The 20,271-nt window shown below is 56.0% G+C and carries 16 protein-coding genes; 4 read left to right on the top strand and 12 right to left on the bottom strand.

Features of this window, described 5'->3' with window-relative positions; genetic code table 11:
• Window positions 1-82 precede the first annotated feature (82 nt).
• The 11 genes from C1J05_RS11450 to C1J05_RS11405 form a co-directional block, all read right to left on the bottom strand.
• Window positions 83-1,609 (bottom strand): DUF1254 domain-containing protein, encoded by a 1,527-nt coding sequence (locus C1J05_RS11450; RefSeq protein ID WP_205388932.1) that lies wholly within the window; start codon window positions 1,607-1,609, stop codon window positions 83-85.
• A gap of 17 nt (window positions 1,610-1,626) precedes the next feature.
• Entirely contained in the window at window positions 1,627-2,436 is an 810-nt protein-coding gene (locus C1J05_RS11445) for a hypothetical protein (RefSeq protein ID WP_114870355.1), read from the bottom strand.
• A 150-nt stretch (window positions 2,437-2,586) separates the two neighbouring features.
• Entirely contained in the window at window positions 2,587-3,381 is a 795-nt protein-coding gene (locus C1J05_RS11440) for a hypothetical protein (protein WP_114870354.1), read from the bottom strand.
• A gap of 148 nt (window positions 3,382-3,529) precedes the next feature.
• Entirely contained in the window at window positions 3,530-3,952 is a 423-nt protein-coding gene (locus tag C1J05_RS11435; protein WP_114870353.1) for a hypothetical protein, read from the bottom strand.
• A 148-nt stretch (window positions 3,953-4,100) separates the two neighbouring features.
• The gene (locus C1J05_RS11430; protein WP_114870352.1) at window positions 4,101-5,612 is read right to left on the bottom strand and encodes a DUF1254 domain-containing protein; all 1,512 of its coding nucleotides are present in this window, start codon (window positions 5,610-5,612) and stop codon (window positions 4,101-4,103) included.
• A 127-nt stretch (window positions 5,613-5,739) separates the two neighbouring features.
• Window positions 5,740-6,654 carry a SphA family protein gene (locus C1J05_RS11425; RefSeq protein ID WP_205388931.1) on the bottom strand — a complete coding sequence of 305 codons (915 nt, stop codon included), beginning with the start codon at window positions 6,652-6,654 and terminating at the stop codon, window positions 5,740-5,742.
• 25 nt (window positions 6,655-6,679) lie between these two features.
• A complete protein-coding gene (locus tag C1J05_RS21435; protein ID WP_162798023.1) occupies window positions 6,680-6,862 on the bottom strand; it encodes a hypothetical protein in 183 nt (60 codons plus the stop codon).
• A gap of 58 nt (window positions 6,863-6,920) precedes the next feature.
• Window positions 6,921-8,444 (bottom strand): DUF1254 domain-containing protein, encoded by a 1,524-nt coding sequence (locus C1J05_RS11420; RefSeq protein ID WP_114870351.1) that lies wholly within the window; start codon window positions 8,442-8,444, stop codon window positions 6,921-6,923.
• Window positions 8,445-8,786: 342 nt separating this feature from the next.
• Window positions 8,787-10,289 (bottom strand): DUF1214 domain-containing protein, encoded by a 1,503-nt coding sequence (locus tag C1J05_RS11415; RefSeq protein ID WP_162798022.1) that lies wholly within the window; start codon window positions 10,287-10,289, stop codon window positions 8,787-8,789.
• 144 nt (window positions 10,290-10,433) lie between these two features.
• A complete protein-coding gene (locus C1J05_RS11410) occupies window positions 10,434-11,957 on the bottom strand; it encodes a DUF1254 domain-containing protein (RefSeq protein WP_114870349.1) in 1,524 nt (507 codons plus the stop codon).
• A 110-nt stretch (window positions 11,958-12,067) separates the two neighbouring features.
• On the bottom strand, window positions 12,068-13,072 hold the full coding sequence (locus C1J05_RS11405; RefSeq protein WP_162798021.1) for an AraC family transcriptional regulator: 1,005 nt from the start codon (window positions 13,070-13,072) through the stop codon (window positions 12,068-12,070).
• A gap of 228 nt (window positions 13,073-13,300) precedes the next feature.
• On the opposite strand from C1J05_RS11405, the gene C1J05_RS22155 reads away from it, so the two are divergent.
• A complete protein-coding gene (locus C1J05_RS22155) occupies window positions 13,301-13,633 on the top strand; it encodes a helix-turn-helix transcriptional regulator (RefSeq protein WP_114870347.1) in 333 nt (110 codons plus the stop codon).
• Window positions 13,634-13,905: 272 nt separating this feature from the next.
• Window positions 13,906-15,861 (top strand): mechanosensitive ion channel family protein, encoded by a 1,956-nt coding sequence (locus C1J05_RS11395; protein WP_114870346.1) that lies wholly within the window; start codon window positions 13,906-13,908, stop codon window positions 15,859-15,861.
• A gap of 667 nt (window positions 15,862-16,528) precedes the next feature.
• Here C1J05_RS11395 and C1J05_RS11390 read toward each other — a convergent pair.
• Window positions 16,529-18,118 carry an arylsulfatase gene (locus tag C1J05_RS11390; protein WP_205388929.1) on the bottom strand — a complete coding sequence of 530 codons (1,590 nt, stop codon included), beginning with the start codon at window positions 18,116-18,118 and terminating at the stop codon, window positions 16,529-16,531.
• 118 nt (window positions 18,119-18,236) lie between these two features.
• On the opposite strand from C1J05_RS11390, the gene C1J05_RS11385 reads away from it, so the two are divergent.
• Both C1J05_RS11385 and C1J05_RS11380 read left to right on the top strand, forming a co-directional pair.
• Window positions 18,237-18,947 carry a Crp/Fnr family transcriptional regulator gene (locus C1J05_RS11385; RefSeq protein ID WP_205388927.1) on the top strand — a complete coding sequence of 237 codons (711 nt, stop codon included), beginning with the start codon at window positions 18,237-18,239 and terminating at the stop codon, window positions 18,945-18,947.
• A gap of 484 nt (window positions 18,948-19,431) precedes the next feature.
• Window positions 19,432-20,189, top strand: a protein-coding gene (locus C1J05_RS11380) for an IS5 family transposase (protein ID WP_114870306.1) whose coding sequence is annotated in 2 segments (ribosomal slippage) — window positions 19,432-19,768 and window positions 19,768-20,189 — 759 coding nt in all. Because the reading frame shifts where the segments join, the coding sequence is not laid out codon by codon here.
• The last annotated feature ends 82 nt before the right edge of the window (window positions 20,190-20,271 follow it).

The following is a 20,271-nucleotide window of genomic DNA, read 5'->3' as shown; positions in this document are numbered from 1 at the left end:
TTGTGCCGTCATGCGGGAGCAGGCAAGTGTGCAACGCTGCCCGCACCTCGCGTGTCTTTAGCTACAATCAATGGTACGGAGATCACTCAGTTAACTCGAAGTCGTTCAGTACCCATGTTTTTTCAATGTAGCCTTCAAGCGGGCCGTAGAAGCGGAAAACTGTGAAGAACCCCTTGGATGGGTCGGTCTTGATCCAGTTCGCCTCGAATCCCTCAGGTACCGATTGACCGAAATACAGATCCACCGATCCATCCGCGTTGACCACGGGGTCGGTCTGGCTGCCAACCGTGATTTGGCCGTCCGATGCCAACAGTCCACGGGTGGCTGGATCATAGGCCGTTACGGCCCAGAACCGTTTGACCGGCGTATTTGCGGGGACGTTCAGCCGGTAGGACTTGCTCCCATCAAGAAACCCGCCATTCGCATCCCTGAAGGACGTGAGATAGGCCGTCCCCACACCCGGGGTGGTCGACAGAAGGTTGGGCGAAACCACAATCGCCTGGTAGTGCCACAGCGTGCGGGCATCAATGTCATTGGCGCCGCTGTCCCGGGTGAACTCGGTATTGCGCACAAACATCTTTTCCCACTGCCGCTCCGGCCAATAGCGGATATCAGGCTCACGTGAAGCATAGACGATGGCCCGGGACATGGCCGTGCCCTGCTTGGCCCCCTGATCGAGGATTGCGGACATGCGGACATCCGGAGTGAAGGGTTTTCCCTTTTCGATGCCCAGAGTGGCCAGACGACCGAGCTGCTCGGGGTCAAACAGTTCGGACGGCTCGTGCTGAATGATCTCGTTGAGCATCTCGAAGACCGTTCCGTCCTCTGGAGGAAGCGGGTTCATGCCCACCTCGCTTGCGTTGACATAACGCGCCTCGCGCGGGCCGGTCTCCAGCGGGTAGACCTTGAAATTCTGCTCGAACCACTCCACCGCCTCATCGCCAGTTCCAACATCGACGAAAGCACGCATCATGGTCCAGACCCGGTAGCCCGGAGAGCGCATTACGAAGTACCCGTCGGGTATATCGCCCGTGTAACCGGGGGGGAGGAACAGGTATTTCCCGCCTTCGCCCTTATCCAGGCCGGTGGCGCCGAAATCGGTCAGGTAATTGAACACCGCGTCATTGGCGGTGCCAAACATGCCGGCCGGAATCTCGACGACCGTTGGGCCGTCGATCTTCAGATCAAGCGATGCCACCGCATAAATCGTGCTGTTGTTGCCGGTCAAATAGGGTTGGTTGGAGTTCATGTAGTCCGCCATCACGCCAATGTCCGACGAGGTTTCGAACTTGAGATCACGGGCCTGGGACTTCACGATCGCATAGAGCGATAGCGCCGGGTAGAAATCCATGTAAGCTTGCGTGGCGCGTTGCAGGTCCAGTTCATCATACAACGCCTGCGCAGACTCTTTGGTCGGGAATCCGCCGCCGTCGAACTCCAGCGCGCCAAAATTCGTGTCGAGGCTCATCGGAGCCGACCGGAAATCGCTGCTGGTCTGTGGCGTTCCCGGATTGGTGAACAAATCGCCAACAGGCTGGGCCTCCTGAGCCAAGGCGCTGGTGGCCAGGCAAGTCGAAACAAGAAGGGCGGCTGTCAAAGTTCTATGCATTGCTTTCTCCATTTATACTATTTGGCAAACTGAAAGTTGACGCCAGCAAATACGCCCCACTCCATTTGTCCATCTCCATCGGACGCCACTGAATATTGAGGCTCAATGAAGTAATTGATGGTGACATTTGGCTTCGTGACCACACGCCCTGCACCAAATCCGATCGGGATGTTGTAGTTGTCAGTCTCAAAGTCGTAGGTCCAGATCGCTGTTGATCTCAGGTACCAGCCGTTGCCCAACTGCTTGATCAGCAATGGTTGAAATGCGCCTGAATTAACATCAGCGCGGTCGCTGTCGCCCGCAAAACTGCCCTGCCACGTCAACAGGTACCCCCACTGAAATCCAGGTGTTGCCGTATTGAACAAAACGTTGGCCAGACCTGCCGACCATTTCCCAGACCCTGTCGCATCCTCGGTTGCGGTCGGAGCCGTGACTTGTGGCCCGATACCGAAACTAAGGTTGGGGTTACCGGTATCCATCAGATAAGCCGCAAAAACGTTAAAGTCTCCAAGGCCGTTGGTTTTTCCGCCATTGAAGGGATCGGGAAAATCGTTGATGGGCAAAGTAGCACGTACAAGCCAATCTCCTCCAAAGGCGGAAACAGGTAGAGCGCCTCGCAGAAAGAATGAATTGGCAGTTGAATCTGTTCCAGTCAAAGAGCCGTTGTACTGGTTTTGCAAATTGAACGTCTTGAACGCCGCGAGAGGATTGTTGGCCTGCGCTAGAGATGCAGCGTCTGTTCCCTGCGCCGCTCCGGGCAAAGCAGTTGAAGCAAGCAACAGGGCTGCCAGGTACGCGGCGGTGTATATTTTTCGTGTTTTCGGCATAGTCTGCGTCCTTTCTTGGTCGATCCGGCGCCATAACGGCCCAGACATCTGAGAATCATTCCAGCACAACGCGACATTGCCTTTTGGTTATCCCGCGCCAATCTGGGGTCGCTCGCCCCATACCGGGGCGCCGTCATGACGGGTTGCTCGTCAGAACTGAAAGCTCAACCCGGCCATGAGCCCCTTCTGTTCAACATCGTATGTGAAGTCGCCGCTCCTGCGGTCGACCATCAGCAAGCGGTATCCAAGTACTCCCGAGGTCATGGGTGTGAACTTGTATCCAACACCACCAAAGATATCCGCCATAATTTCGGAACCCACTCCGAAGCCACCTGCATAGGCCCAACCGGTCAGGTATTTCCTGTCGGCAATGTCCATCCGTCCGCGCAAACCAATGACCGGATCAACCCAGCTGTCATTTCCGTTGGCAGAGGCAGTGGGCAGATCGCCTGCGGCCAGGTCCAAAGAAGTGTCGACGCTCCAGTACCGGGCACCGGCGCTGGCCCACAGTTCTCCGGTCGGAGCCTCCACCATCTTGTATTCCCCCAGAACCGAGAAGATCTTGTTCTTCGCTCTGACGGTCGCGTTGTTGAAAAGCGGTTGCAGATCTGAGGTGGAGTTCTTCAGGCTAATGTACTGCAGGTCTGCTGTGACACCCCACCTTCCCTTCTGCGCATTGCCAACAATCATTCCCGCGAAAGACAGGTTATCGAGGATGTCGCTAAAACTGGCATCGACGTCGACAGGAGGCAGGCCAGGAATCGTCGCAGCGGTACCGGACAGGCTCGCCCCCCAGAGATATGGCGCCACCGTGAATTTCCAGCTATCCCGTTCTGGAGCGTCCTGCGCGATTGCCACCGCGGTAAATTGCCCCAAGGCGAAGACGGAAGCGCATAGTCTGAAGCAAATGCTGGTTTTCCCGAGTTCGATTTCAGTTGCTTTCATAACGCTCTCCTGATGTGTTTTCGCATTGGTTCGATCGACATGCTCACCTGATCACGAGACTGAAGGGAAATCCCCCGACAGCCGCCATTGAGGCTTGAAGAATTGTGTGAAGCCGGGGCGTGTCAGCGCCCCAGCAATAGGCAAAACCTTACCCGCCCTTCAGGCCTTCCGCATGGGCACGGGCTCCGACGGCTTCCATCGCAATGGCCTGCGCCTCTTCGGAAACAAGCTGGGCGTAGGCAATCGCAACAGCGGCATCCGCCTCTGCGTTCTCTGCGTTCCTCTCGGCCTTCGCCAGATCGCGTTCCGCTTTCCAGGCGTCCCATTTCGCTTTCTGCTCGGCCTTGTGGTTTTCATAGTTCGACTGGATGCCGGACCACCACGCATTCATGCTGCTGTCGACCTCGGCAACGGCGCTGTTCCAGTCCTGCTCGGCCTTTGCGTATTCCGCACTCCACTTTGCTTTGAGCGCGTCGCGTTTGGCCTGTTCCTCACGCGTATATTCATCAACGCGTGTTTCGACATTTTTCGCCTTCTCGGCGAGTGCGGCAAGTCCTTCAGAGAGTTTCATTTCTCTTCTCCTTTTTAGAAATTGAATGATGGTCGAATTATCCCAATCGCCGGGGGTTCGTTTTGGTCCGTTCACGACAAGTAGGCAGGATTTCAGCCTGCCGGGCTGAGCCGCCAACACAGCGCTGGCGGTCTCAACCACTGTGGCCCTATTCGCTGACCTCTTCGACTTCGCCGGGCTGCCATTCGCCATCATACCAAGCCTGTTCGGGGCCATAGATGCGCCACAGCATGTTCCAGCCTTTGCCGGGAATGGTCTGAATCCAGTTGTCCGCACCGTCCGGACGTTCCGGACCGAAATAGACATCCCAGGAGCCATCCGCATTCTGCACGACCGCCTTATCGATGCTGGTGACAGCGGGGTAAGGGCTGTCGACCTGAAGCATGGACCGGGTCATGTTGTCATAGACCGTGATGTCCCAAAACCGGCGGGCCGGAACATTTGGGGGCACGTGCACGCGATACGTTTTTGCGCCGTCAAGCGGATCGCCTTCAGCATCGCGCAGACCGATCACATATTGCGACCCGGCGCCGATCGGGGGTTTCACCATCGCCGGTGTGATACCCGTGGCATAGAAGTGGAACCGCACACGCGAGTTGATCAGGCGGATGCCGTCATTCAGGAATTCGTAACTGCCACCGGCAAAGCCTCTTTCCCAGCTTTTGCTGTCCTGCCAGATGATGCGGTTATCGTCACGATTGGCCCAAATGATCGAGCGCTGCGCGGCGGTGCCGACCGCTGCAGCTTCGGCAAGAATTTTCTGCATACGCTCATCGGGCGCAAAGGGTTTGCCTTTTTCGATGCCGATGGCCCGCAGCAGGCCGAGCATTTCCGCGCTCTGCGCCGCATTCGGCTCTTCCTGAACAATCTCGTTCACTTCTTCAAAGAAGGTCGCATCCTGTGCGTGCAGGGTGTTGAGTTCTTTCAGGGCCACATCAACCCAATTCACCTCTTTGGGATCCTCTCCCATGGGGTACAGACGGAAATGGGATTTCATGTTGTCGACAACCGGGTCGGCTTCGAAATCCGTCATGAACCCCCGGACCGCCAGCCAATGACCATAGGTCTCGGAACGGCGCACGATATAACCTTCGGGCAACTCACCCTCATATCCCGGGGGCACCAGCAGGTACTTGCCACCTTTTCCCTTGTCGGGTCCGGCATTGCCGAAGTCAGTCAGATAATGAAACCAGGCATTGTCGATGATGCCCAGAACGTCCGGCGGCGTTTCCATGATCATCGGCCCGTCTTTCAGGTCGATCCACATGAAGCCGTAAATCACCGTGGTGTTGCCGGTCAGCAAGAGGCCCTTGGAATCAAGTCGACCATGCCAGTACATCATGGTTTCATTGTCAGGGCCAAATTGGCGAAGGCCCTTACGGAACCCGGCCAGCGACGCGGCCGGTGTGGTCATGATCATCGCCTCGACCGCGCGGCTGAAGTCCAGATGATCCCACAGCGCTTGTGACGTGGCCGGGGTTGGAACACCGTCCACGAATTCCAGCGTCCCGATTCGCGTCTCCGTGCGATCGGGTGTGACGACGTTTGCGGGGATATCGGTTGTATTCTTGTATGTGGGGCTTTCAGCCAGCGCCGGGCTGAATGCGAAAGCAAGGGCACTTGCGCCGTACATAAGGGTCTTGATGGATTGTTGTCTCATGGTGATCTCCTCAGTTGTGAAAGCCGACACCCCTGCGATCAGGCAGGGATCGATTCTTTCTTCAGACTAGGCTTCCCTCCAAGCCGTTTTGGTCCGATCACGCCACCTGAACACTTGATCGTGCCTTTCAAAGCGGAAAGCTTATCGTGAACATCAAGCCGTCGCCTTCGACCCTGTTCTTGACATTGAATTCCTTGTAGCCCCGCAGGTTGGCAAAGACTTCTTTGCCGCCTGCTTCAAAGATCCAGCCGATTTGCGGGCCGATCCCAAAGGTGCGTCCCTTGAAATCACCAAGGATGGCAGGCTGTCCGCTATCAGCCGTCAGCTGCTGATAGGCAAATCCGACAAGTCCCACATACATCTGCTCGGTCACAAATTTGGATGCGCCCAGATCGATGTGGAAATCGATGCCGTTCTTGTAGTTTGTGTCAGAATTTTTAAAGTTGTATGTCAAACCAGCAGTGGCTGAAAACTCCCACCCCGTATCGGGGTTGAGAAAGGTATATGCACCACCAATATCGATCGCAGCGTGCCCCAGCCCAAGGTTTGATAGACGGTTGGGGTCATAACTGCCAACCGGAATGCTGCCGGCGACATAGGCCATATAGTTATGCACACCACGGTTCCAGAACAGTTGAGCGGTGGGATACAGATCGCTCATTCCCGTCACTTCATCTGACGCGGCCGCACTGCCCCCCCCAACTGAAATATCCGCTGACACCTTGCTGCGGGCAGGAATGAACGCCAGCGAAAAACTGGGACGCCCGCCAAGAATAGTCGTGTCTGGTGTATAAGCCGGAACTATAAACTGACCGAAATAGCTGGCGTCGACGCCAAGTTTCAGGTCGTTGCCAAATCCCAGAGGTTCACTGACACTCGCATTTGCAGAATACCAATAGGAAACCATCGCCAGAGACGCACCTGGCTCGGGCGCAACGGCGGCAAAACTGCCATATTGTCCCGGAAGCCAAAAACTCGTGCCGCCTTCATCGGCCCGAATGGATGATCCACTCAAGGCATTGAGCAGCAGTACACCTGCCACGATGATCCATCGCGGCCAGTGAAGGTCAGAGTTCAAATGAAACATCATTCTCTCCTGAAAGCCGGGCAGCGATTGCAGTTCGAAACCTTAAGTAGAACCCGCTGATGCGGATCACCTGGCGGGTGTCTGCTTGTCGGATCAGATCAATCGAGTGTGATCCGTCCAGTTTTGCAGATTGGGCGGTTCTGCCTAGTCCAATTTCAAACATGGCTTAATTCCCTTGTAATGTCCGGGGCTGGTCCAGTGACCAGCCCCGAAGCAATCCCTTATTCAACCAGTTCAATCTCGCCGGGTTGCCAGTTGCCATCCAGCCAGGGTTCAAGCGGGCCGTACATCCGCAGGGCGATGAACCACCCCTTGCCGGGCACCGATTGCAGCCAGTTGCTTTCCTTGCCTTCGGGTGGCGTCGGTCCGAAATAGACATCAATCGATCCGTCAGCGTTCTTCTGCATACCCTCGGTATAACTATCAAGCGTCGGGAACTGCTGGTCGGTCTGCAATTGCGAGCGGGTCTGGGTGTCGTACATCGTGACCGCCCAGAAATCCTTAACCGGCACATCTGCAGGCATCGTCAGCTTGTAAGTCTTGGCGCCATCCAGCGGGCGTTTTTCGCTGTCCAGCATTGCCATGGTATAGTCCGACCCCTTGCCGGCAGACCGGATCGCCATGGCGGGCGACACTACGATGTATCCGTAGTGGAAAGTCGTCCTCCCATCAAGGTTGCGGCCCGCGCCCCGCATAAAGGTCGTGTCGCGGTCAGGGAATGCCAGCACCCAGGCGCTGTCTTCCCCGAACACTTTCACGCCAGGGTCGCGCGGGAAATAGGTATAGTTGCGCGCAATGCCATCGCCAATTTTTGCCGCATCCTCCAGGATCGCCTGCATCCGGTCGTCGGGGGCAAAGTCTTTACCCTTTTCAATCCCGATTGCCGCGAGCTGGCCGGTTCGTTCAACACCCAGAAACCCTTCGGGTTCCTGTTGGATCACGTCGTTTAGCCCAGAGTAGAAACTGACATCGGTGGCAACAACCGTGCTTACCTCAGCGCCCGAGACATTCACGAACTCCATCGCAGGCGGTGTGTCGGCCTGCGACAGTGGATAGACCTTCAGGTTGTCGCGGATGTTTTTCGAGGCCGCTTCGACCCCGTCCGTCAAATACCCGCGCATGAAATTCCAGACACCGTAGGTCTTGGATTGGACAACGAAGTAGCCCTCTGGCACGTCGCCGTCATACCCCGGCGGGAGAACAAGGAAATTGCCGCCCTTGCCTTTGTCCGGGCCGGCCGCGCCAAGGTCGGTAATATACTGAAAAGCCATGTCGTCCAGCACGCCCAGCATGCCCGGTGGAAGCTCAATCACCGTCGGCCCGTCCCGTTCGAGGTCGAAAAAACCCATGGCGTACATCGTCGACGTGTTCCCCGTCAGAACCTGCGACTTGGAATCCATGAGTGTATCAAAAATGCAGATCTGGTGCGCAGCGTCGGCACAACCTGCCGCGCTCTGACCTTCGCGCAGGGCATAGGCCGACATGGTTGGCATGGCGTTCAGCATCACCTCGACTGCGCGGGACCGGTCGAGATAGTCATAAAGCGTATCGACGGTCGCGCCGTCGGGGACCCCGTCCCGATAGGTCAGCGTGCCGAGCGAACTGTCCACGCTGTCCGGTGTCGTGATCGAGTCGGGCAGGTCGGTGGTCATTTTCATTTGCGGTGCTTCGGCAAGTGCCGAAACGCTACTCAGCGCAAGCAAGCTTGCGCTCAATAATGCCGACACGTGTTTTCCTGGTTTCATTTCTCTCTCCTTTGCATCTGCAGACCTGGACAATTCAGAGCCGCAATTGATCCGCTCCAAGTTTAGCCGGTCCGCTTCGGGCGTTTTGGTCCGATCGCGCCACCAGACTGATCGTGCGTGATCATGAAGTGGCGCGGTTTCAGGCGATGGTCGCGGGTTGAAAATCGACGGTGGGCCGTGTTGCGAAAAGGATGCCGCACAAGAGAAAACGGGCCGGGAAGACCCCGGCCCGCTGATACTGATCTCGTGGTTAACTCTATTCGACCAACACCACGTCATTGGGCACCCAGATCTAATCGCTGAGGACCTTGAGGGGACCGTAGAAGCGCGGCGAAACCAACGTCATTCGACCTTCTTGATCGGCGTCATCGGGAAGGTCTGGTCGAAATATTCCTGTTCGGGGCCATAGAGCCGCAGATAGACAAAGAAGGACTGACCCTCATTGGTCTGTACCCAGTTGATTTCCTTACCGTCCGGCGCTTGGGGGCCGAAATACAGATCAACTGACCCATCGTCGTTCGTGATAAGCCCCTCTGAACGCGAAGACCGGTCCGACCGTTTCTGTTCGTTGCGGATAATCACACGGTTCTCGATGTCATAGACCGTGACCGACCAGAAATTGGCCGCCGGCGGATTCGGCCCGACTGTCAGCATGTAGTTCTCGCCACCCATCAGCGCGTTGCCGTCCGCATCGTAGTAGCCCCCCAGATAGGCCGAGCCCACGCCGGGTGTGCGTGACACCATGCCTGCCGACGTTGTCGTCGCCTCAAACCCGTAGGAGGCCCGCTCGTTGAACATCGAATAGGTCGGCAGGTCGATTTTAGGATCCATAGCGGCCATGGCGTCCTCGAACCCGGAGTTGTCACCGTACAGCGACGTCGGGAACATCTCGCGCGTCTTGTTGAACGAGATCGCCTGGGACATCGCCATGCCAACGTCGAGACCGGCCTGAAGGATCTCCTTCTGCGCATCCGTCGGGTTGAACGGTTTGCCTTTTTGGATGCCCAGGTCTTTCAGCCACGCATAAAAGAACCGATCACGCTCAGCCATCGGTTCACGCTGAACATAGGTATTCACCAACTCCCAGAACCGCATGTCGCGCGGTTGGGTATTGAGCGCGATCTCGTCGCCCGGTTTGGGGGCGTATTTGACGAACTTCGTTTCCGGCGGATTGTCGGCCTCCGACAATTTATAGGCCTTCACCGAGGTCCTGAGTGCCTTGGCTTCGTCGCCGGTTCCCAGAGCACGGTAGAAGTAGAACACCCGGAACGTGTCGGACTGAATAATGGTGCCGTCGAAGTCAACCTGAGCATCCTGCCCCGGCCCGACCAGCAACAGTTTTCCGGGCGTGCCGTCGATCTCGTGAATGGGCTGCATCCACGCGTTGTCCACCACGCCGAAGATGGCACCGGGGGGCAGATCGACCACAATTGGCCCGGTTTGCGACAAATCCGAGAACCCGATGGTGTAAGGTGTCGTGACGTTACCTGTCATGAACGGATAAACGCCGTCATATCCGTCATAGAGGCCAAAGAAGATATCCTCGTCCGAGATATCCATGCCTTGAGAGGTTTTCAGGTTTGCATGAAGCGCCGGGTAAAGCTGTTCGAAATTCATCATCGGCATCGCCCAGGTAACAAGCTGGGTGGCGCGCTGTTCCAGAATCCGGCGATGCAGGAAAGCGGCGGTATCTTTGGTGATCGACTGTCCTTGGAACTGGAGTTCGCCCGCGTAGGTCATAGCGGTGGACATGCCATCCTGCGCCAGCACCGGCTGGGTGCCTGCCAGAGACATCAGCGCGAATGCGCCTGCGATGGTTGTGTTGCGCAAAAGAGATTTTCTCATTGTCTTCTCCTTGAAGGTTGATGCAGGACGACGCGTGATCTCGTCGTATTCTGGAAACATGGTACGGCGATGCCGACGCGCGTTTTGGTCATATCGCGCCAAAAGAAAGGGCCGGAACATGTGCTCCGGCCGCGGTTCATTCGGTCACTCGACCAGTCCGATCTCGCCCGGCACCCAGGTCTTGTTCAGCCAAGGCTCAAGCGGGCCGTACATGCGCAGGATGATGAACCAGCTCTTTTCAGGAATGGTCTGGATCCAGTTGTTCTCCTGACCCTCGGGGGCCTCGGGAGCAAAGTAGATATCCCAGGATCCGTCAGCGTTCTGCTGCATGTTCTCGTTGTAGCTGTCGAGCGCCGGGAACGTCTGATCGGTTTGCAGCATGGACCGCGTCTGCGGATCATAGACTGTCACTGACCAGAAATCCTTGACCGGAACATTCGGCGGCAAGGTCAGTTTGTAGGTCTTGCCACCGTCGAGGATCTCTCCCCCTTTCGCCATTCCGGCGATGCCGTAGTCCGACCCCTTTCCGGGTGCGGTGACAGCCATCGCGGGTGTCACGACCACAGCGTTGTAGTGCATCCACAGCCGGGAATCGTACCGGCGTGCGCCATCGACCAGGAAAGTCGAGTCCTTGTTGGCAAAGGCCATGACCCATTCGCTGTCTGGCCCGTAGATCCGTTGGTCGCTGTCTTTCGGGACGACCGTATTGGCACGGGCATAAGCGTTGCCGATGGCCACCGCGTCGGTCAGGATCGCCTTCATGCGCGCGTCGGGTGCAAAGGGCTCGCCCTTGGCGATCCCAAGTGCCGCCAGCAGCCCACGGGTTTCGGGATCGTGGGCCCCGATGGGTTCTTCCTGAACAAGCTGGTTCAACATCTCCCAGTAACTGTAGTCGTTCGGCGGGACGGCGTTGTAGCCTTCGCGCCCCGACATGCCGATAAACTCCGGCTCCGGCGGGTTATCCGCCATCGACAGCGGATAGATTTTCAGATTGTCCCTCACGCCCTGGGCCGCCTTGTCGACACCGTCGCTGATATAGGCGCGCATGAAGATCCAGTTACCGAAGGTCGAGGGGCGGACCACGAAATAACCGTCCGGGACCTCGCCGTCATATCCCGGTGGAAGAATGAGGTACTTGCCCCCCTTGCCCTGATCGGGTCCGGCGATGCCAAGGTCGGTGACATAGCGGAACCACATGTCATCGACGACGCCCAGCATGCCCGGCGGCAGCTCGATCACGGTCGGCCCGTCATTGGCGAGATCGGTGTAGGTCCAGGTGTAAATCGTCGAGCTGTTGCCGGTCAGGAACAGCGACTTTGAGTCCGCCAGCTTGTCCCAGATCAGGATCTGATTGACCTTGGTCGCGCCGATATCGCGCTGGCCCTGTCGCATGGCGTACTGCGACACCCCGGGAACGGTCGAGACATAGGCCTGCACGGCCCGCGCGCGATCCATGTAGTCATAGACCGTGTCGATCGTTTCTTCGGTCGGCACGCCGTCGAAAAAGTTGAGAGTCCCGATCGAGGTGTCCACGACATTCGGTGTCGTGATCTCCGGCGGGATATCTGTCGTCATCTCGTAGGTTGGCGTCTGGGCGAAACCAACTGAACTGACGAGCGCCAGAATGCTGGCGCCGCAAAGCGCGTTTCGAAGGGGTAGAACTGTCATGTGTTTTCTCCTGAGCTATCCAAGGGACCCACGCGCGATGTTGTGCGCATGAGCCGATGTCTCGGATGATGTCGGAGAACGTGGGTTGATTTTGGTCCGGTCGCGCCAAATCAGGCGGCGCGTTCCCGACCAAACATCTCACGGCGATATTTGCCGGGGCTGATCCCGGCGATGCGTCGAAAACTACGTCCGAAATTGGACTGGTTTTCATAGCCAAGCGTCATCGCCACGTCGATCAACGGAGTGTCCGAAGCCGTCAGAATTTCGGCTGCCATTTCGAAACGTGTGGTTTCGATCAGCTCCGAAAAGCTGGTTCCCGCTTGCTGGAGTTTGCGTTGCAGCGACCTTGGACTCACGTCCAGAATCTCGGCGAACATGGTCATTTTTGGGGTCCCGCCACGAAGGTAAGGGCGGATCAGACGTTTCAGATTTTCTATCCCGTCCAACGTCTCGTGGATGTTCGGCTCCGGCACTTGTGCTGCCGCGCTGGTCAGTTTGCTGGCCGCAAGAACCGAGGAAGGCATGATAATCGACGTGTGGGCCGATTGCGTGAGGAAACGTGTATTCGGATTCGCGTTGCGCGCGTCATCGCAGACGCTGAAATCAGACTTGAATCTGATCTCGTCCGGAAACCAGTTTTCGCCGGTGATACTGCGAACAGCCTCAATCAAAACCGTGACCTGAGTCCATTCCGAGATTGGGTCGCTCGGTATTTCGGGCGACTTGCTGTCACAATAGACTTCGGCACTGCCATTGAAACCGATAAGGCCAACACGCGTATCAGAGTCTTCAAGGGCGATCAGGTTGGACAGGCAGTCGAGACGTGCCTTGACGGTCGGAAGGGGCTGAAGCGCCGCCAGCAGTTCGGCACTGAAGTCCGACGCCGAAAACCTCTTAACCCAATGCCAGCCCAGATCATCTATACCTTCACGGCGTGCGCTTCTGTCGAGGTACTCCATGGCAAGGAAAATGCTGATCAAATCGTCAGGCCTTTCCTCGACCATTGTCGGCAAGTGCGCCCGTTCCAACTCGCGGTCGACCGGGGCACCAATATCGCGCAGGACGTCAAGGAACGGAATCAGATACGCCGCTCTGCATGTTGAAACCTTGTCCATCTTTCCCCCCACTGGCCACTCCATTGCGGAGTGAGCCGGTCTGTTCCTCAGAAACCCTTAGCGACCGAACGAGGGCCATTTTGGTCATCTCGCGCCAAACTCAATTTTGCTCGATTTGGCGCGCTCAGACCAAAACACGCCCATAGCACGATCTATCTTGGAGTGGCAGTTTAACACCGTAGAAAGACTTCCGCTTTGATCCAGCACAATCCAGCCACAGTCGTCGAGATGGTCGAACAGGCCGTTCGACGTGTGCCGAAAAATGCGGATCCACGCATTGCAGAGGTTGCCTGTGCTCTTGGCTTGAGCGCTCGGTCTCTCCAGCGTCACCTTGCCCAACAGGGGACGTCGTTTTCCAAACTAATCGAACGTACCCGACGCCAGCATGCGCTGGAGCTGCTTGTCCAAGACGACCTGAACATTTCAGAAATCGCACAGGCCCTTGGATATACAGACCCAAGCAATTTCTGTCGCGCATTCCATAAATGGACAGGCCAATCGCCCAACCGGTGTCGCAGCAGGATGCTGCAGCACACCTTGCCCGAGAGACCCGAACGCTGACCCCGCTTTAGCAGAGCGATCGGCGTCTGGCCGCATAACGGTACACAATCCGCTGGTTTGCCAATTTCGAAGATTCCACTGAACGGAGTAGCGCGCTTAAAAGCTTTGCGCAAAACTCACAAATTTTGGCGCGACATGACCAAAACCAGAGAAGGAGTTCCTTCATATCTTAATCTGAGCGGTCGACTCCGCCGCTTGGGGGCTTGGACACCAATCACCTTCAAAGCGATCGATGAACCAAGCAATGAGCCAGATGGCCTGAGGGATAAGACATGGCATTTTCAAGATTTCTGCTGGTGGCTATGGTTTCACTGTTCTGCGCATCTCAGCTCATAGCACAGCAGGCAACCCAGGGACCTGTCGCCAGCGCGCTGGATTCGATGCTTGAGAAGATCGAAACCGCCGAGATCAACCCGATCCGGACGGAAAGCCCGCGCAGTACTTTGCAGACACTATACAACTTGCGCGACGACCTCGAAACCTCTCTGGGCGTATACTGGCAGGAACAGAACACCTCGAACGCGGCTCAGATTGCATTTGTGGTGGGGCAAATCAGAGCCCTGATTGATCTCTCTCAAGTGCCATCGGCCTCTCGTCGCGAGACCGGAACGCAAACGGCTTTGTACCTTCTGGATATCCTTGGGCGTGTCAAAGCCATTGACGCTGCGGCCCTTCCCGGGCCTGACGAGATTGATGATCAACCCGGCAACGGGTTTCGTCTGCCCGGCACACCCCTGCGCATCGTTGAAATAGTCGAAGGTGACCGCGCCGGCGAGTACCTGTTTTCTGCAGACACGGTCTACAGCGCGCCCCGGTTTTTTGCTGGCTTGAAAACGCTTCCGCTTCGGTCATCTCTGCCCATGACATCATGGGACGATACGAGCCGCCAGCTTTCTGGTCCATGGATCCCGATCGCCGGAATCGCGAAACTGCCAAATTTCATGAAGCGCTCTATTCTCGACACTCCGATCTGGAAGATCCTTTTAGTCATCTTGTTGTCTGTTGCGTCAGGCGTTGTCCTGCGCGTCTGGCATCAATTGCTGGTCGGGAGGCTGACAGACGACCCGGTCAAAATTACCCGCCTCAGAATCCTGAGCCCGATTGCCATCATGATCGCATTGCTCTGGCTTCAGTACGTGTTTTCGTTTCAGATCAACACCACAGGATGGTTCTTCGATCTGACTGAATCCTGCCTTGTCGTGGTGTTCTACATCGCTGCCACAGGGGCCTTCTGGACCATGTCCAGAGCCTTCTTCGAAACCGTCATAGTGGACCCGAGGCGCACCAATCGAAGTCTCGATGACAGTTTTATCCGGTTGGTGGGGCAGATCATCGGCTTTATCGGCGGCGTCCTGATCCTGGGGTACGGGGCCCATGAATTGGGCGTGCCTGTTCTCAGCATGATTGCAGGCTTCGGGATCGGCGGCATCGCCGTAGCTCTTGCGGTCAGGCCGACGCTGGAGAACCTGATCGGCGGGTTCATCCTGTTCATCGATAAACCGGTCCGGGTCGGCGACTACTGCACGTTCGGCGATCAGAGCGGAACCGTCGAAAATATTGGCGTGCGCTCGACCCAGCTCCGTTCGACCGACCGCACACAGATTTCCATTCCAAATGCGCAATTCGCCGACATGCAGATCGTCAACTGGGCCAAATGCGACACGATGTTGATCAACGAAATTCTAGGCCTGCGCTTCGAAACGGATGCAGAGCAAATGCGCTATGTTCTCGCAAAAATCCGCGAAATGCTGCACTCACATCCGCGGATCGAGCCGGAAACGATCCGAGTCCGATTCATCGGCTTCGGGGACTCGTCTAAAAATGTCGATCTGCGCATCTATGCCAAGACGCGGGAGTGGAATGATTTCTACTCTATCAGAGAAGACGTACTCCTGCGGATCGATGACATCGTGGACGCGTCCGGTACTGGCTTCGCATTCCCGTCTCAGACGCTTTACTGGAGCCGCGATCCCGGCCTGGATACCGAACGCACGGAACAGGCGCATCAGGAGGTGGCAACCTGGCGCAGGCGGAGGGAGCTTCCATTTCCACGCTTTTCCAGCACAGCGCTTGAAGGCCTTTCCGGCAAATTGAAATACCCGCCGCCGGGCTCTCCCGACTATTTCGCGACCGATGAGGAACTCGCCGAAGGGGGCGAAACGCTGTCAACGGATGAGCCACAAGACCCGGTTTCGGAAAGAAAGCCAGAAGAGAAATCCGGTGATTGAAACTGCGGATACGTCGGCCCCGGGAAACGCGCCGGTATTGTCAGGACATAGGGGTCATGAAACTCGCTGCGGTCGAAACCAATGACCGCTTTCTTGGCTGCGACGCAGAGTGCCTTTCTGCTGAACTGCGGCGAATTTTTTTGCTGCATGAGCGAATGCCACGATTTCAACCCGGCCGCTCTGGGCTCACTGCCGTCATTCGCGGCGCAAAGCACCAATGGCCGCAATGCGGAAAACCGGCCGTTCGCTGCGCTGGTGGCTAATGTCTCAGTTGCGGGACTTTCCAGACCTTCACTTGGATCAGCCCAACTGGTGCTTTCGGCCCACTGCGGACCTTCGTGCGTCCTGCGGCGGACGGCGGCTGAGAGCCCAAAGCAGCCGGTTTGAAAATGCTGTAAGAAAGGGAAGACTAGCTTGCTTCACAAATCTTCCTTAAGTCGGATGGCGTTCCAATGCGATCTCGCCATAACGCCGCACTTCGCATCAATGTCAGGTTTGGTCATCCGGCGGCTTCTGAACGTTTTATAGGTCCAGAGCTTAGACTTTTGCGGCAAGTCGCGGCGAACCAAAAGAATACCACGCAACGTGGGCATGTATTCGTTAACCACCCGCTAAAGGGCCGGTCCGCCGCAATGACAAAATCGCACATATAGTGCGAAACGTGAGATCACTTATTCGTCGGGATCTGGCCAACGACTCCCTGAACAATTTCCCCGATACTCAAGGTGGCCGAGGCTTGCAGTGGCGGGAACTCCTCGAAGGTTCCGAGGTGTGCTTTGATCCTCTCCAACGCGGCGTTGAACATATAAGTTTTGTGCTGGAACATATTGTGCTGGAGCATCGGATCCTGCCCGTAACTTTCGTAAGGATCCTGTCGGATGTTGAAGATATGAGGCAGTTCTAGTTTGGTAGTAGTGCCGTAGTATCCTGACCGAGTGTAAAAGTGCATCTTCCACTGGTTTACTCGGATCGCTTGGAGATTGGATTCGGCATAGTAGATATACTCGTTTCGTTCCGAAACCTCGCTCTCACCTGTCCAGTAAGCAAGATTGTTCTCGCCATCAATGTAGGCCTTATGGACCGTGTCGGTACCGAGATCGTCGCCTCGGGCTAACCGTTCCCTTATATTTGGAATACCGGCCGCTGCCGCCAGCGTGGTGAAGACGTCGAAGTGAGCTTGCATGCCATTCCGTTCACCTCCAGCCTCGATTTTTGCTGGCCAACGGGCGAGCATCGGAACACGCACGCCTCCTTCCCAGGTGGTCATCTTCTCGCCGCGAAACGGCGTCGTCGCGCCATGCGGATAAGTCACGTGTTCCGGGCCATTGTCCGAAGAATAGATGACGATCGTGTTGTCAGCGATGCCCATCTCGTCGATCTTGTCGAGCATTAAACCAACGTGTTCATCATGTTGGATCATTCCAGCGCCGTGTAGATCGTTATAACTAGTGTGTTCGCGCGCCATTTCCTGATACTTTTCGGGAACACGCGTGAAAGTGTGCATTCGGCTGGCGGCGATCCAAACGAAAAATGGTTTGCCCTCCGAAGTGGCGTTGTCCATGAACTCGAACGAAGCGTTGATAAACTCCTCGTCAACAGTTTCCATGCGTTTGCGGGTAAGCGCCCCGGTATCCTCGATAGTTTGTTTGCCGATTTTTCCGAAGCGCGGGTCTTCGGTCTCGTCGAACGTACCCGTCGCAAAGGTATGCAAAACGCCACGAGGACCGTGCTTTTCCTTAAACTCTGGATCGCGTGGGAAATCCTCGTCTTCGGGCTCTTCTTCGGTGTTCAAATGGTATAGATTGCCGAAAAACTCGTCAAACCCGTGGAGCGTTGGAAGATGCTCATTCCGGTCGCCAAGGTGGTTCTTACCAAACTGTCCAGTGACGTAACCTTGCGTCTTAAGAACTTCGGCAATTGAGGGAATGTCTTCCTTCATGCCGAGCGGGCTGCCGACTGTGCCAACTGTAGTCATGCCCGAGCGAATAGGATACATTCCTGTAACGAAGGCCGCTCGACCTGCTGTGCAGGAAGGTTCCCCATAGTGATCGGTGAACAAGATCCCCTCGTTCCCAATACGATCGATGTTGGGTGTCCGGTAGCCCATAACCCCACGACTGTAGATGCTAAGATTTGTGAAACCGATATCATCACCCCAAATGACCACTATGTTCGGCTTTTCAGAATCCTGTGCCAAGACAGGCAGAGCGACGGACAATCCGATACTCAATGAAACAAAAAACTTCCTAAGTGACATTCTGCTACTCCTTAAGGTCAGTTGGGGGTCGAGAAGGTTTGGCCAAAATCGATTCTTCCATTTGGTAGCAAAGGTTCTGCATGCAGACTGTCAGCAGCAGACATTTTGGGAGCGCAAATTGAAACTATCGCACACTTTTGAAATTCTGCGGTGCCAAGGTTGGCTTTCGCAGGTGCCTGAAGAATTCGCACGGGAACTTGTCTCGCGCGGCACGATGCATGAAGTGCAGCGTGGAACGCATGTCTACATTGCGGGAGAAAACCAAGACGGGTTGCGAGGGATTGTCTCAGGCGCGTTTGCAATCGAGATGTCGCCCTTTGAACGCGGACCGAATCTACTTCATGCTTTTCGGCCAGGCGATTGGTTTGGCGAGGCCGAGACTTTTCAGGACCTGCCCAAGGTGGTCAACGTTATCGCCACACGCAAAAGTCAGTTCATTTACATAAACTTAAGAGAACTCGAAGCGATGATCGCATCAGACCCTGGCATATGGCGTTGGATCGGCGCTCTGGCCAGCATGCACCTAATCACAGCATTGGGGATAATAGACGATATGACGATCCGTAATCCGGAAAGTCGCATAACGGCCCTGCTCCTACGTCTCGGCGGTGTCCGCACGTGCGACAACCCGCAGGATCCCAAGCCGGAAATCGACGCAACCCAGTCCGATCTGGCCCACTTGACAGCCGTATCTCGCGCAACGGTGTCCGAGCATCTCGGCCGCATGGAAAAGGTTGGGGTCATCTCAAAGACCTATGGACGGATACGGCTGATTAAAACAGACGGAATGCGCCAAAGCCTAATCAATCAAAATAATCTGCAAAGTTGATCCTGAAGCGCAGGGAGCCGCTGATCCATGTCGGGGATACTGAAAACTGAAACTTGCCTGAATAGCGTCCAGTTTCTGAGATGCGCGGACAGCTGACCCGCGCAGAAAGAAGTTGTCCCAGTTCTCGACCCAAGGGCTGACTATTTCGCGACCGGGACAATCTTGGGCAGACCAAAGAGTGGATGCTAAAGTGCCACGCAGGTGGATTTTATGAGCGGTAGTTTTGAAGCCGAGCGCAGTCCAAATGGTCTTAAATCGAACGGCAGCATGGTCCGCAGTGCAGTCACTCATTCAGGACGCAGCGAAGGTCCGGTGTCCGCCCTTAGCGACCAATGCCGCGCATGAACTTGATGTCAGGATTGGGCTCAAGGCGGTCATCTGAGTGTTTTAGTCGGATGTCCAGTGTTCCATGCTGAGCAGACATTGCTGTAGCCGATTCCAATATTTGCGGCTTCGTGATTCAACAGCGACAGGAGGACTGTCCATGTCGCATCTTTACTGGCTTCACGAAGCACATTTGAAACGCATTCAACATCTGTTCCCGAAGCCTCGTGGGGTTGCGCGTGTTGATGATCGCCGCGTTCTCAGCGGCATTATCCACGTCATTCGTAATGGCTTGCGCTGGCGGGATGCTCCATCCGATTATGGGCCACACAAAACACTCTACAACCGATGGGCACGATGGTCCCAGATGGGCGTCTTTGCTCGTATCCTGACCGAATTGGCCGCTCGAAGCGATGCAACAGGCACGCTAATGATTGATGCAACCCACCTGAAGAGCCATCGAACAGCGTCCAGCATGGGGCTTAAAAAAGGGGGCGTGGCCGCTTGATTGGGCGGACCAAGGGTGGGCTGAACTCGAAACTTCACGCTGTAACCGATGCGGTAGGGCGACCAATCCAACTATTCCTGACTGCGGGGAACGTTAGCGACTACATCGGCGCACGGGCACTCTTACCCTTATTACCTGCTGCGGAATGGATGTTGGCGGATCGCGGATATGATGCCGACTGGTTCCGTGAAGGCTTAAGAGAAAGAAGCATCGAACCCTGCATCCCATCCCGCCGGAACCGCAAAGACATCGTCCCACATGATGCCAAGATTTATCGAAGCCGTCACAAGATTGAGAACATGTTTGGACGGTTGAAAGATTGGCGTAGGGTCGCGACCCGTTATGACAGATGCCCCATCATCTTCATGTCTGCCATCGCCCTCGCGGCAACGGTGTTGTTTTGGTTATGAGTCCAGAGCTTAATAACCAGATGCAGGCAAAATTGATATGGGACACACGTCGGGACGCAGTTGTCGACGGGACACTTTAAGT

Origin of the sequence: Sulfitobacter sp. JL08 (genome assembly GCF_003352045.1) — a bacterium.
In the GTDB taxonomy this organism is placed as follows: domain Bacteria; phylum Pseudomonadota; class Alphaproteobacteria; order Rhodobacterales; family Rhodobacteraceae; genus JL08.
Note: the sequence above shows the minus strand (reverse complement) of the source record. Positions and strands in the feature narration are given on the sequence as shown.

Bases quoted from the DNA above. Each gene is read 5' to 3' on its own strand.
- C1J05_RS11420 (WP_114870351.1), bottom strand. From the start codon at position 8,444: ATGAAACCAGGAAAACACGTGTCGGCATTATTGAGCGCAAGCTTGCTT.
- C1J05_RS22155 (WP_114870347.1), top strand. From the start codon at position 13,301: ATGGTCGAACAGGCCGTTCGACGTGTGCCGAAAAATGCGGATCCACGC.
- C1J05_RS21435 (WP_162798023.1), bottom strand. From the start codon at position 6,862: ATGTTTGAAATTGGACTAGGCAGAACCGCCCAATCTGCAAAACTGGAC.
- C1J05_RS11430 (WP_114870352.1), bottom strand. From the start codon at position 5,612: ATGAGACAACAATCCATCAAGACCCTTATGTACGGCGCAAGTGCCCTT.
- C1J05_RS11395 (WP_114870346.1), top strand. From the start codon at position 13,906: ATGGCATTTTCAAGATTTCTGCTGGTGGCTATGGTTTCACTGTTCTGC.
- C1J05_RS11450 (WP_205388932.1), bottom strand. From the start codon at position 1,609: ATGCATAGAACTTTGACAGCCGCCCTTCTTGTTTCGACTTGCCTGGCC.
- C1J05_RS11435 (WP_114870353.1), bottom strand. From the start codon at position 3,952: ATGAAACTCTCTGAAGGACTTGCCGCACTCGCCGAGAAGGCGAAAAAT.
- C1J05_RS11405 (WP_162798021.1), bottom strand. From the start codon at position 13,072: ATGGACAAGGTTTCAACATGCAGAGCGGCGTATCTGATTCCGTTCCTT.
- C1J05_RS11445 (WP_114870355.1), bottom strand. From the start codon at position 2,436: ATGCCGAAAACACGAAAAATATACACCGCCGCGTACCTGGCAGCCCTG.
- C1J05_RS11410 (WP_114870349.1), bottom strand. From the start codon at position 11,957: ATGACAGTTCTACCCCTTCGAAACGCGCTTTGCGGCGCCAGCATTCTG.
- C1J05_RS11415 (WP_162798022.1), bottom strand. From the start codon at position 10,289: ATGAGAAAATCTCTTTTGCGCAACACAACCATCGCAGGCGCATTCGCG.
- C1J05_RS11440 (WP_114870354.1), bottom strand. From the start codon at position 3,381: ATGAAAGCAACTGAAATCGAACTCGGGAAAACCAGCATTTGCTTCAGA.
- C1J05_RS11390 (WP_205388929.1), bottom strand. From the start codon at position 18,118: ATGTCACTTAGGAAGTTTTTTGTTTCATTGAGTATCGGATTGTCCGTC.